The organism is Nocardiopsis sp. CNZ308 (genome assembly GCF_004217075.1).
This window is the reverse complement of the sequence record NZ_SHKJ01000001.1, coordinates 2076694-2089258: the sequence shown is the minus strand read 5'-3', so window position 1 is coordinate 2089258 and position 12565 is coordinate 2076694. Positions and strand designations below refer to the sequence as shown.

General features: G+C 72.3%; 12 protein-coding genes. 8 read left to right on the top strand and 4 right to left on the bottom strand.

Features of this window, described 5'->3' with window-relative positions:
• The first annotated feature begins 3 nt into the window (after window positions 1-3).
• The 5 genes from EV372_RS09090 (at window position 4) to EV372_RS09070 (ending at window position 5089) form a co-directional block, all read left to right on the top strand.
• Window positions 4-1425, top strand: coding sequence for a DUF6177 family protein (locus EV372_RS09090; RefSeq protein WP_130395650.1), 1422 nt, complete (start codon window positions 4-6; stop codon window positions 1423-1425).
• A gap of 170 nt (window positions 1426-1595) precedes the next feature.
• Window positions 1596-1979, top strand: a complete 384-nt coding sequence (locus EV372_RS09085; protein ID WP_130395649.1) for a cell envelope biogenesis protein TolA — start codon at window positions 1596-1598, stop codon at window positions 1977-1979.
• Window positions 1976-2311: a DUF6507 family protein gene (locus tag EV372_RS09080; RefSeq protein WP_130395648.1), complete on the top strand. Its 336-nt coding sequence runs from the start codon at window positions 1976-1978 to the stop codon at window positions 2309-2311. Before EV372_RS09085 ends, EV372_RS09080 begins: the two co-directional genes overlap by 4 nt.
• A 46-nt stretch (window positions 2312-2357) precedes the next feature.
• Window positions 2358-4706, top strand: a complete 2349-nt coding sequence (locus EV372_RS09075; protein ID WP_130395647.1) for a nucleotidyltransferase domain-containing protein — start codon at window positions 2358-2360, stop codon at window positions 4704-4706.
• A 5-nt stretch (window positions 4707-4711) separates the two neighbouring features.
• A complete protein-coding gene (locus EV372_RS09070; protein ID WP_130395646.1) occupies window positions 4712-5089 on the top strand; it encodes a hypothetical protein in 378 nt (125 codons plus the stop codon).
• A 30-nt stretch (window positions 5090-5119) separates the two neighbouring features.
• Here EV372_RS09070 and EV372_RS09065 read toward each other — a convergent pair whose 3' ends face one another.
• Window positions 5120-5971: a hypothetical protein gene (locus tag EV372_RS09065; protein WP_130395645.1), complete on the bottom strand. Its 852-nt coding sequence runs from the start codon at window positions 5969-5971 to the stop codon at window positions 5120-5122.
• A 346-nt stretch (window positions 5972-6317) separates the two neighbouring features.
• Between EV372_RS09065 and EV372_RS09060 the strand changes: the two genes are divergently transcribed.
• Window positions 6318-7700, top strand: a complete 1383-nt coding sequence (locus tag EV372_RS09060; protein ID WP_130395644.1) for an MFS transporter — start codon at window positions 6318-6320, stop codon at window positions 7698-7700.
• Between the two features lie 94 nt (window positions 7701-7794).
• Here the strand turns inward: EV372_RS09060 and EV372_RS09055 are convergent, their stop codons facing one another.
• Entirely contained in the window at window positions 7795-8160 is a 366-nt protein-coding gene (locus EV372_RS09055) for a DUF3140 domain-containing protein (protein ID WP_130395643.1), read from the bottom strand.
• 33 nt (window positions 8161-8193) lie between these two features.
• A complete protein-coding gene (locus EV372_RS09050; protein WP_130395642.1) occupies window positions 8194-9246 on the bottom strand; it encodes an SDR family oxidoreductase in 1053 nt (350 codons plus the stop codon).
• 155 nt (window positions 9247-9401) lie between these two features.
• Between EV372_RS09050 and EV372_RS09045 the strand changes: the two genes are divergently transcribed.
• Both EV372_RS09045 and EV372_RS09040 read left to right on the top strand, forming a co-directional pair.
• The gene (locus EV372_RS09045) at window positions 9402-11273 is read left to right on the top strand and encodes a glycoside hydrolase family 15 protein (protein ID WP_130395641.1); all 1872 of its coding nucleotides are present in this window, start codon (window positions 9402-9404) and stop codon (window positions 11271-11273) included.
• The gene (locus EV372_RS09040; RefSeq protein WP_130395640.1) at window positions 11266-11796 is read left to right on the top strand and encodes a DUF1360 domain-containing protein; all 531 of its coding nucleotides are present in this window, start codon (window positions 11266-11268) and stop codon (window positions 11794-11796) included. The genes EV372_RS09045 and EV372_RS09040 overlap by 8 nt, the downstream gene beginning before the upstream one ends.
• 105 nt (window positions 11797-11901) lie before the next feature.
• On the opposite strand, the gene EV372_RS29390 is transcribed toward EV372_RS09040, so the two are convergent.
• Entirely contained in the window at window positions 11902-12555 is a 654-nt protein-coding gene (locus tag EV372_RS29390; RefSeq protein ID WP_486484118.1) for a hypothetical protein, read from the bottom strand.
• Between the last annotated feature and the right edge of the window lie 10 nt (window positions 12556-12565).

Here is a 12565-nt window from a genome sequence, read left to right as displayed (position 1 = left end):
CCGTTGAGCTACGACGTGGTGGCCCTGGTCGCCGACGAGCCCGACGAGAAGGCGGTCGTCCACGCCCTGCGAGGCGTGGACCCCGAGCTGCGGCTGCACTGGCACGGCGACACCCGTGTCCTGCAGATCCGCGACGGGGACGCCCACCTGCTGGCCACCCTCGAACCCGGGCAGCCGGTGGAGCGTTCGGACGCGGTCGCGTGCCTGCTGGGGCCGGAGGTCGTGGCCGGCCTGCCGGAGACCTTCTGGTGGGTGGAGACGCGCGCCCGCCCCGACGAGCGGGGGCGGGAGGTGGCGCACCGGTTCGCCGACGGGCTCGCGCTGCGGCTCGGCGGGGCGGTGTGGACCTCGGGGCGGGCCGACTTCGGGCTGTGGGAGGAGTCGGAGCACCCGGCGGTCGAACGCACCGCGACCAAGGCGCTCCTGGTCGCCCAGGACCGGGCGGTGGTGCCGTTCTCGTCCTGGCTCAGCGACGCGGTGGCCACGCACGTCGGGGAGAGGACGCTCCAGGTGCTCACCCCGCCCACCGCCCGCCTGACCTACGCGGTACGCACCTTCGCGGCCGGGACGCTGGGTCGCTGGGTGGTGCGGGGCGAGGACGGCGGCCACTACGACGGCATCACCGGCCTGCCCGTGCGCTGGGACGACGAGCAGGGGTTCCGCGCGGACAGCGAACCGGTCGGGCTGGCGTGGGCGGCCGGGCATCCGGACGCCGAGCCGGTCCCGGGGTTCCTCGCGGACCTCGCCGAGAGCGCCGGAACGCAGATCGTGGTGGACGTGTCCGTGCTCCACCGCGACCCCTTCGCCCCGGACCCGGGCCGCGCGGCGGAGGTCGTCTCCGAGCACATGGCGGGGACCGCGCCGTCGGTGTGGGGTCCGCACGAGCCCGCGCTCATGGCCTGGGACCGCGACCGGGTGGCCAGTCACGTGCGCGAACGCGGATCCAAACCCTCGATTCTGTACCTGGCGGGCCCGCTGGGCGGGGGACGTCCCTTCTCCGGACAGCTCCACCTGGCCCGGCGCGGGAGCAGGGTCCTGGAGCGGGTGTCGGTGGTGACCGGGTTCGAGGACGGGGACGCCGTGCCCTCCGACGCGTTCACGGCCCTGGTGGAGGCGTTGGCGGCCGAGGGACTGCTGGACGGGTTGCGCGTACGCCGCGTCCCCGGGCGCGCCGATGTCACCTACGCGCCGACGTGGGCGGGGCCCGCGGTCCCGGTCGGGCTCGCGGTCGGGCCGGACCGGCTGCGCCGGATCGGAGTCGGCCGCGCCCAGGCGGGGCCGATCGCGGGCACGCTCGTCGGCGAGGACGGGGCCCGGGCCGTCTGGTACCCGGTGGTGGAGGACGCCGAGGCGCCCCTGCGCGCCCTGGACCTCATGCGGAGGCAGACGGAGTACCTGTCCGCGGCTCCCGCGAAGAGGGCCTGAGCCCTCCCGGAGGAAGGCCCGTCGCCCTTTTCCGGAGCGGGAGTGACGCACGTCACTGCCGCTGTTCCCATCTGCGTGTTCCTCCCTGCCCGACCGGTGACCCCGCGCCTGACCACCGCCGGGGCGGTTCCTCCCGAGGAACCGGGACCGATCGTGGAACGTCACTGCATATGCGCATACTGCTGTTGGAGTCCGCCAGGCGGACCACGGAGCCGACGAGGGAGGGCAGCGACCGGATGAAGTTCGAACTGGTGGAGCCGTCGGACGAGTCGGACGGGAACGCCGCTGTCACCGAACCGCGAAATCCGGCGCCCGCCGACGGGATCGTGGTCCTCAAGGAGCCGGACGCGGCCTCCCCCGGGCCCGTGCGGGAACGCAGGGCCAGGGCGGTCGAGGGCGTGCGCGCCTCGCTGGAGCTGCTGCGGGCCCGCGTCGCGGAGCAGAGCATGGCCGAGGTCCGCGTTCACGCCGCCGAAGCCCCGGAGGCCGAGGCCGGGGCGCTGTTCCACGCGCACCGGTTCGCCGCTGACACCTCCGGAGAGGAGAACCGATGAGCCAGTGGAACATCGACGTCTACGGGGTCTCGCTGGTCCTGGGTGACCTGGGCGACCAGCTCGGCCTCGAAGGAGGCGGGTTCTCCGACACCATCGACTCCACCGCCGACGGGATCGAGATGGCGCTGACCAACGCCAAGAGCCCGCCCGTGGAGGCCGCCCTGTCCGGGTTCTTCGAGCACTTCACCGGCGAGACCGACGCCATGTTCACCCGCGCCCTGTCGTGCCTGCAGGGCGCCAACGACGCCACGCTGGCCTACAACCAGGGCCAGGAGGAGATGGCCGCCGAAGCCCAGAGCCAGGCGGGCACCGGCGAGAACCTCGACCTCTGACGCGGCACCCCGCCCCCCGTACCCCGCCCCCACGGAAGGCCCTCTGGTGAGTTTCGAGCCCACCGAGCCCCAGAACGGCGTGGACCCCAACCCGTTCACGCTCATCGACCCCGACACCATCCCCTACCCCCTCACCGACGTCTGGTCCCTCAACTACGCGGCCGAGACCCTGCGCACCGGCGGGGAGGACCTCTTCGGCGGGGCCGAGGACATGTCCTCCACCTGGGGCGGACTCCAGGCCCACTACAGCGCACCGGAGAGCGAGACGCTCTTCGCCGCGATGGACCCCGTGGTCACCCGGGGAGAGGGCATCCAGAGCGACCTCGCCACCGTCGCCGGCGCGCTGGAGGACCTGGCCGAGGCGGCCGCGACCGCGCGCGGCTCGCTCAACACCCTGCGGATCGACGCCCAGAGCCTGTGGAACGCCAACCACGACAAGAAGGTGTGGTGGCTGAACAAGGACGACGAGACCGACGAGTGGGCCCTGGGCGAGAACATCCGCATCAAGGACGCGGTCAACACGGCCTGGTCGACGTTCAACGAGGCAGAGAACGCGTGCGCCACCCGGATCTCGGCGGTGTTCGGCGGCCCCGCCTACGTGTCCCCGGACCAGGCCGCCGGGGACGGCGCGCTGGTCTACGGGCTGCCCACCGACGCCGGTGAGCGCGACATGTCCCTGGAACACCACCTGAGTCTCGACGGCGTCAACAGCAACATCAACGACTTCACCGCGTGGGCGGGCAGTGAGTTCCACCCCTCCCTGGCGGACTGGGGCAACCCCACCGGTCAGGCGCTGTGGGACACGGTGGCCACCGACTTCCTGTGGGGTTCGGCGGTGGGGCTGACCTCCAAGCTCGGGTTCTGGCACCCCGACAACGGGTGGCGGTTCGATCCGCGGGGCCGCTGGGACAACGCCACGGCGGCCTGGAGCGACGCGTGGATGGACACGGTCACCCTGGTCGGTGTCCACGACGAACACGGGTGGTTGTGGGAGCCGGGCGAGGGCGGCCAGGAGGGCTGGGGCGCCGGGTGGGACCGGTGGACCGGCAACGCCTGGGGCAGCCTCACCGAGATCTGGGAGGGGCACACCGCCTGGTCAACGCGGGACGACGGCGTCGCCTACTCCAACACCACCATCGGCGCCAACGCCGCGCTGATGACCGTCGGGTTGCCCCTCAAGGCTCTCAAGATCATCGCCGGGGCGGGGGTGGTCAGCTCCATGGACGCCCCCGGGGGTTCGGGCGACGCGGAGTTCGACGGCTCCGGCCCGGGTTCCGGCGGGGGTTCGGGCACGGGCTCGGACAACTTCACGTCGCGGGGCGGACCGGGGACGCGGGGCTGGCCCAGCAGTCCGCTGCCGGGTGCCGGGGAGGGCCAGCGCCCCACCGGTGAGCGCTTCGAGAACCCGCTCACCTTGCTGAACAACTCACTGCTGGACCCCGACCGGTACCGTCCGCCCTCCTCCACCCCGACCACCCCCGTGCCCGACGGCGGCGGGGACCGGCCCTCGCAGAGCCCGCCCGCGCCGCAGCCCCGGGACAGCGGCACACCGCAGAACCGACCGGGCGACGAGGACACGCCGCGGCGTTCCGACGAGGAGGACACGACCGTACCGGGAGGACCCCGGGAGAGGCCCGGTGCCCCGGACCCGACGCCGCGTCCGGAGGGCGAGTCCCAGCGCGGCGACACCGACGCGCCCCGCGCCGGGGACGACCCCGAACAGCGCCCCCCGCGTCGTGACGAGGATGCCGAGAGCGACCGGAGCGACGAGCGGGAGGGCGCGGGCGGCCCGCGCGAGGAGCCGGAGGCGGAGCGTCCCGAGCCCGCCGCCGGTGGCGGTGGCGGCGGGGGCGACGAGCCGCCCGACGACCGCACCGGTACCGGCGGCGACGCGGGTGACTTTTCCGACGAGGGCGACGACGGTACGAGCGACGAATCTTCGCGCTCCAGCGATGACACCTCGAACACTCGTGACCCTGACGACCGCTCCGCAGACTATAACCCCGGCCCCCCGCAGGGTATATCTTCAGAAGTATTCGCTGAAGCTTCGGAGCTGATCAGAGATCGAGTAAGTCACCTCAGTGATGACATTGTCGTCCAAGGAAGTCGGGCTGGAGGTACTGCGCGTCCTGACTCTGACATCGACATTGCTGTCCGGGTCGATGCCTCAGTTTTTCACGGCCTGCTGCGGGAACGATTGGGGAACCCCAACCCGGGTAGTGCCAAGGAGCGCACAATGCTCCACGCATTGGAAGTAGGCAAAATAACCTCTGGGAGGGCTGGCATTAGAGATCTGCATCGGCAGTTGGAAGAAGTCTTTGGAATGGAAGTCGATATATCCATCATCTTGCGCAATGGTCCCTTTGACGATCCTCCTTTCATTGAGGTTCCGTGATAAATATGACAGACGACTTGTATTGTGAGATATACGTCGGAGGGGCGACCAAGTCCGACGTGCAGGAGTTGATCTCGATGCTCTTTGGCGGGAGCTTCGAGAGGAACACCTTGTACCTTGATGACCTTGTCATTGACGTTCGTAGGAACACTGATTTCTCGGAGGGGGCGGGGGCGGGTTCGGATTTCGTATACTGGCCAGTGCTGGCAGGTGTTGATGGTGAGGAAAGGGGGTCGGAAGAAGGATTGATTGAGAAGGTTGCTGTCATTCTGAAGGCGCTCTGGAGTTCTGGGTTTCCTGCGATCGCTGCCTGCGACTTTGAAGAACTTCTCCCCTGGGGGGGTGGAATTAACAGCCCGGTGATGCCTCCGGTGTCTGATTGATTGCCATTTTCGTTCTTGCTCGCTTGGTTGTTATTCTCTCGGAGAAGAATGTGAGATGTTCTCTGGCCCGTACATCCGCATGCTCGCGAGGTAGTTCGGGTCCAGGCAGTTGTCCCAGTCGTCGGCGCTGCGTTGCTCCCACGCGTACTCGTCGAAGTCGGTTTCGTACTCCATCTGCGTCCGGTGCACCACCCGTCCGCGCCAGAGGAGTTCCACGCACTCCGCGCGCGACTCCTTCGCGGTGCCGTGGTGGCCACGCTCCACGAAGCCGTGCAGCCCGCTTGGCTCCATCCTCACGATTTCCGCGTGCCAATGGCTGGGAGTCGTCGGTGTGGCGAGACCGCCAGGAGCCACGTCCATGACCGGTGGGTTCCACTCGACCTTCATCGAACACGGTCCCGCCTTCTCGATGTCGGTCCGGTCGTTTCCGGTCTGGTAGCGGCCGCTGACGTCGGCACGCCAGGCACCGTCACCGAACGGTTTCCAGTGGACGAACGGCACACCGAGGTCGGGAAGGTGTTCGGCGGCTCCCAGAACGCGGACCTCGTCGAACCCGTACCAGAACGTGCTGTACTCGGTCTGTCCTTCCTGCCCGAAGCACGTGATGGTGTCCTGTGAACCGCCATCGTGGAAGAACCGCTCCCACATGCAGGCGTACTGGTAGCGATGGTCCTTCCAGAAGTCGTAGAAGCCGGGGTTCTTCCCGCATCCGGCCTGGACGTCGAGAAGGCTTCCGTCGGCCGCTAGCCGAACCGTCACCGGGACGTTGTAGGAGCCGCGCTCGTTGAGTATCTGGCTGATGATCTCTTCGGCCTCGCTGCGTCCGATCCTCCGGCCAGGCCGAGGGATGACGCGCAGGGAGTTCGTATGGATATTGGACACGATCCTTCTCCTCATCGGCGGCGTCGGCCGTCCCCGCCGACGTACTCCAGCGGAGAATCCGCGCGAATCCGGGTCAGGGTACCGGCGGCCGCGTGATCTGGCTGGCTGTCCGGGCGCAGGCGACGCGACCACGCTCCCTCGCCTGCGCCCTTCCGGTCCCCTCGTCGGTGCGGAAAACCGCTGGCCCGGACCGTCGGGAACCGGCTAGGCTCCCGTCCGTGCCCGAATCGGATGACGTGGCCGCCTAGCGGCGGCCGACCCCAGAGTCCTCCCGCCGCATCAGCGACCACGCCGGTGCGGCACCGCGTGCTGCCCGGCTCCGCCTTCCGGTGCCACGGAGCCCTTCTTGTCCACACGCGACCGCGGCGGGGTACTGCTCCTCGCCGTCCTGCTCTCCACGCTCACCTTCCCGCTGGCCATCACCGGCGCCTCGGTGGCCCTGCCCGCCGTCCAGGCCGAACTCGGCGGTTCGCTGACCGCCGCCCAGTGGGTCGTCAACTCCTACAACGCCTGCTTCGCCGCCTTCCTCGTGTGCACGGGGTCGGTCGCCGACGCGGTCGGCCGCCGCCGGGTCTACGCCTTCGGCCTCGCCCTGTTCTGCGCCAGCGGTCTGCTGTGCCTGCTCGTCCGGGACGTCGCCGCCCTGAACCTGCTGCGCGCGGCGGGCGGTGTCGGCGCCGCGGCGGCGGTCGCCGGCGGCAGCTCGATGATCGCCGCGGCCTTCGAGGGCCCCGCGCGGGCCCGGGCCTTCGGCCTGCTGGGCACGGTGCTGGGCGCTGGCACCGCCTTCGGCCCGGCCGTGGCCGGGCTGCTCGTCGAGAACCTCGGCTGGCGGGCCGCGTTCGCCTCCCCTGCCGCCGTGGCCGGGCTCGTCCTCCTCCTCGTGCCCCTGCTGCCCGCCGCGCGCGGCACGGGCAGGCCCGTGGACCGGCTCGGCGCCGTCCTGTTCACCTCGGCGCTGCTCGCCTCGATCGCCGTCCTGGTGGAGGGCCCCGCGCGGGGCCTGCCGACGGTGCTCGCGGGGCTGGCCCTGGTCGCGGTTCTGGCGGCCGCCTTCGTGCTCGTCGAACGCCGGGCCGACGACCCCCTGGTGGACCTGGCCCTGCTGGCCAACCGCCGGTTCGTCGCCCACGCCCTGGCCGCCGCCGCGTTCATGGCGGTGCTCGTACCCCTGCTCGTGTACCTGCCCTCGTACCTGATCGCCGTGGTGGGGCTGGGCGCCGGTCAGGCCGGGCTGTGGCTGCTGATGCTCACGCTGCCCACCCTGCTGCTGCCCGCCCCGGGCGCGGAACTGGCCGCGCGGCTGCCCCACACCGCGGTCGTGGTCGGCGCCCTGCTGCTGTGCGCCGCCGGGGCCGCGGGGCTGCTCGTTCTGGGCCCCGACGCCACACCGTGGCGGCTGCTCCTGCCGTTCCTGCTGGTCGGAGCCGGGGTGGGCCTCACCAACGGCGTCGTGGACGGAATGGCCATGGGCGCGGTGCCCGCCGAGCGGACGGGTGTCGCGGCCGGGGTGTTCAACGCCTCCCGGATCACCGTGGAGACGGTCGCCCTCGCCGCGGTCGGGGCACTCCTGGCCTCGCTCACCGGGGGACGCCTGGAGGGCGAGCGGTTCACGGACGCGTTCCACGTCGTGGGCCCGGCCCTGGGCGGACTCGCCGTCCTGGCGGCGGCCGCGGCCTGGTCCCTCGGAAGGAGGACAACGGAACCGCACGGCCCGTCCCTTCGCTGAGCGGTCCCGTCCGCGGCCGACCGGCGGGTTCGCGGTCGGCCGCCGACGCGCGCCGGGGCGGGCACCCGCGCCCGCCCCGGCCTCACGGTGACCGCTACCCGGCGAGGTCCTCCTCGTCGGGGCGCGCCGAGTCGGGGCTGAGCGGGTCGTGTCCCACCGACATCAGCCGGTGCCGCCACCGCGCGTCCTCGCGGTGCGGGTCCGCGAGCTGGCCGCGGACGTACTCGGTCACCTCGCTCATCAGCTCGACGTCGGCCTCCGTCACGTCCACGCGGCGCTTGTTCAGCAGGTTCACGACCGCCTCGCCCCTCCGGGACACCGTGTGCCCCGGCTCGGTGCGGAAGGCGTCCTCGCCCGAGGCGTTCGTGAGCAGCCACTCGCGCAGCTGCTCCCCGGTCATGTTCACCACCGCGTGGAACTCCTCCCACGCCTCGTCCACGGCGGGATCGTGCTCGGCCATGCTCTTCCCCCTCGGTTTCGGCTTCGTTGCTGTTCAGGGCCGCCGGTGCGCTCCCCGTGCGACCGCGTAGCCCGCGGCCCCCACCGCGAACCCCGCGGCGCCCAGCAGGGCCACGGTGCTCCGCCGCTGACTCAGTTCCTGGAGCAGGCTGGACTCGCGCGACTCGTCGTCGAACTCGCCGTGCGCGCCGAAGTCGTGCTCGCCGTCCAGGGGACGGAACAGGTTGTCGCGTGCGGGCGGGTGGGCGTCGCGCACCTGGCTCTTGCGTCCGGTGAGCCCCAGCTGCCAGTCGAGCACCCTCGGCGCGAACCGCTGGCCCAGGACGGTGGCCACCGTCGAGACCCCCACCCAGTACCGGCGCCGCCTCGGGTGCTCGGCACCCCAGACGATCGCCCGGGCCGCGACCTCGGGTTGGTACACGGGGGCCACGGGGCGCGGGCGGCGGCCGTCCAGGTGCGCGCGCGTCCAGGTGAACTGCGGGGTGTTCACCGCGGGCAGGTGCACCTCCGTCACCCGGACGCCCGATCCGCGGTGGATCAGCTCGGCGCGGACGGAGTCGGTGAACCCGCGTATCGCGTGCTTGGCACCGCAGTACGCCGCCTGTAGGGGGATGCCGCGGTAGGCCAGGGCCGACCCGACCTGCACGATCACCCCCCGATCCCGGGGCAGCATGCGCTCCAGGGCGGCCCGGGTGCCGTACACGTAGCCGTGGTAGCAGACGTCGGTGACCCGGCGGTACTCCTCCGGCTCCACCTCCATGAACGGCGAGATGACCGTGGCGAGCACGCAGTTCACCCACACGTCCACCGGTCCCAGCTCCGACTCGACCTGGGCCAGGGCCCCGCGCACCGCCTCGGCGTCGCTCACGTCCACCCGCAGCGGCAGCGCGGCCACGCCCTCGGCGCGGGCCTCCTCCGCGGCGGCCTCCAGCCCCGCCTGCCCCCGCGCGAGCAGCGCGACGGTGTACCCCCGCCGGGCGAACTCGCGCGCGGTCGCCCTTCCGACGCCCGCGCTGGCTCCGCTGACCACCGCGATCCGGCCGTTCGGTCTCCCGGCCACCTCGGCCACCCCCACACGGGTCGACACGGCCGCTTCCGGCCCTTCGCACCCTCCGCTACCCGGGAGCGCCGCCCGGTATGTGCGTGCCGCGGCAAGCTTCTGAGCTGTCGTTTTGCCGGGGGCGCCCCGGGGCAGTCGCACATGAGGGGTTCCCGGGAACACGACACGACTCGGAGGTGCGGATGGCACAGGGCACCGCGAGCATCGGCGACCACGGCTTCCTCTCGGACTGCCACACCGCCGCGCTCACCACACCCGACGGCACCGTCGACTGGCTGTGCGTTCCCCGGTTCGACGGGCCCGCCCTCGTCTCGGGGATCCTGGACCCGCGCGGAGGCGGGTGGACCCTGGAGGTCGAGGGGGCGAGCCCGGCCGGACGCGCCTACGTCGACGACACGCTCGTCCTGGAGACGCTCTGGCGGGGCACGGACACGGAGGTGGCCGTCCGCGACCTGCTCGCGGTGCGAAGGCCGGAGGAGGGCGGGGCGGGCCTGTACCGGCGGGGTTTCCTCCTGCGGGTCGTCGAGTGCCGCTCCGGGAGCACGTCCGTGCGTTCGCGGCTCGACGCCAGGCCCGACTTCGCGCGTGCCGAACCCGTGTGGGAACGGGTGGACGGCGGCCTGCGCGAGGCCTCGGGACCGATGCTGTCGGGTTCGCCCGGGCCCGTGCTCGCACGGGACGGCGTGCCGGAGTACCGCGTGGAGCTGGCCGAGGGGGACACCGCCGTGTTCGCCCTGGACTACCTGGAGGGCGGGCGCCGCGTCGGCCTGGGGGAGGGCCGCGCGCTGCTGAGGGAGACCCTGGACGCCTGGCGGGAGTGGTCCGGGCGGACCGGCTACGACGGGGTCGGCGCCACGCACGTGCGCCGCAGCGCCCTCACCCTGCGCGGTCTGCTCCACGAGGAGAGCGGCGCCCTGATCGCCGCGCCCACCACGTCCCTGCCCGAGTGGCCGGGAGGCCCGCGCAACTGGGACTACCGCTACGTCTGGCACCGCGACGCCGCGCTCGTCGTCCTGGCCTTCCTGCGGCTCGGGCACGCGGAGGAGGCGGGGCACTACCTGCGCTTCCTGCTGCGGATGTGCGGCCAGCCGATCGACTGGATCCCCCCGGTGCAGGCGGTCGACGAACAGCCGCCGCCTGAGGAGGAGACCCTGGACCACCTCGCCGGACACGCCGGGTCCAGACCGGTCCGCGTCGGCAACGACGCCTACTCACAGCACCAGCTGGACGTGTACGGGCACGTGCTCGACGCCGCGCTGTGCTACGAGGAGGCCACCGGCGGGCTCGGGCGCGGGGACGTCGAACAGCTCTCCTCGGTGGTCGACGCGGCGTGCCGGATCTGGCGCGAGCCGGACGAGGGCATGTGGGAGGTGCGGTCGCGGCCGCGGCACTGGACGAGTTCCAAGGTCTACGCCTGGGTGTGCCTGGACCGCGGGATCCAGCTGGCCGCCGAGTCCGGCAAGGCGGGCGGGGACGTGCCGCTGGACAAGTGGCGCGAGGAGCTGGACGCCGTGCGCCAGGAGGTCCTGGACCGGGGCTACGACGCGGAGGCCGGGACCTTCACGCAGTCCTACTGCTCGTCCCACGTGGACGGGTCGCTGCTGCGGATCCCGCTCCTGGGCTTCCTGGAGGGGACCGACCCGCGCGTGCTCGCGACCCTGGAACGGGTGGACGCGGAGCTGGGCGGGGAGGGCGGGCTCGTCCACAGGTACGACCCCGAGACGACCGACGACGGACTGGGCACCCCGGAGGGCGCCTTCCTCCTCTGCTCCTTCGACATGGTCTCCGCCCTGGTGCTCGCCGGGCGGACCGAGGAGGCGCGGCGGAGGTTCGAGGAACTGTGCGGGAGCTCGGGAGAGCTCGGCCTGCACGCGGAGGAGATGGCCGCCGACGGCACCATGCTGGGCAACTTCCCCCAGGCCTTCACCCACCTCGCGCTGATCGAGGCGGCGGTCAACCTCGACCAGGCGGGGGACGGGGAGGCGCTGCACTCGTGGGTGCGCGACAGGTCGAGCGGCGCGACACGACGAAGGAGGACTGGAGCAGATGGCTGACCACGACACCACCGGGGACATCAAGGAGACGATCCAGGAGGAGGCGGAGGCCTACCGGGGCGACAGCGACCAGCCCCTCTTCGGGTACACGGCCGTGGCCTCGGGTTACCTGGCCCTGGTGGGAGCCGGGCTGCTCGCCGCGCGCCGGTTCCGGGGCAGGCGCAGGGCCGAGAGCGTGGGGCCGTGGGACCTGGCGCTGATGGGGCTGACCACGCACAAGCTGTCCCGGATGCTGGCCAAGGACGCGGTCACCAGTCCGCTCCGGGCGTTCTTCACCCGTTTCCAGGGGGTCTCGGCCCCGGCCGAGCTGGCCGAGGAGGTACGCGGCCAGGGCGCCCGCCGGGCGGTCGGCGAGCTGATCACCTGCCCGTTCTGCACCGCGCAGTGGATCGCCACGGCCTACGCCTTCGGCCTGGTGTTCGCGCCCGGCGTGACCCGGGGGACCGGGGCGGTGTTCAGCGCCGTGGCGGTGTCCGACTGGCTCCAGTTGGCGTACGTGCGCCTCCAGAAGGCCCAGGAGTAGCGCCGCCGCGTCCTTGTCGGCGTCGACTCCGGACCGGAGTCCGGAGAGCACGCAGCGGGGGAGGGGGCGGGCGACCGGCCGGTCGCCCGCCCCCTCCCCCCGCCGTCAGGACCGGTGGCGCTTTCCCCGTCTCCCGTGCTTCCCGCGGTCGCCGTGCTTCGCGTGACCGCCGTGCTCCCCGCGGTCGCCGTGAACCTCAGGGTCGTGGTCGTCCCCGTGGTGTCCGTGGTCGCCGTGACCGCAGTGGTTCCCGTGTCCCCCGTGCTTCCGGCGACCCCCGCGCCCTCGGTGCCCCCGGTGGTTCCCACGGCCCCCGGCGCTCCCGTGGCCCCCGCAGCAGCACCCCTCCTGCGCGTCGTCCCCGGAGCCCCCGGTTCCGGCCACCACGCTCTCGGGCGCCTCCCCGACCATGAGCCCGAAGACCACGTGGTCGAACAGGAACGCCCACCGCTCCCGGGGCCGGTGTCCGCGTGCGTGGGCGAGGCCGAGCGCGGGGGCGACGGCCAGCTCGTACGCGCTCCAGACCGCCACCCCGAAGACCGGACCGGCCAGCCGCCACCGCCTCACCCGGCGCGGCAGCAGCGCGAAGACGGTACCCGCCGCCGCCCCGTACCCCCAGTGCGCCAGCTCGATCGCGGCCTTCCTCCGCTCCGGGGGGACACTCTCCAGCAGGGAGGGCACGCCCTCCGCCAGGACGGCCTCGGGCGGTGTGCGCTGCACGAACCCCGCGCCGACCTCCACCTGCCGCATACCGCTCATGGCCATCGCA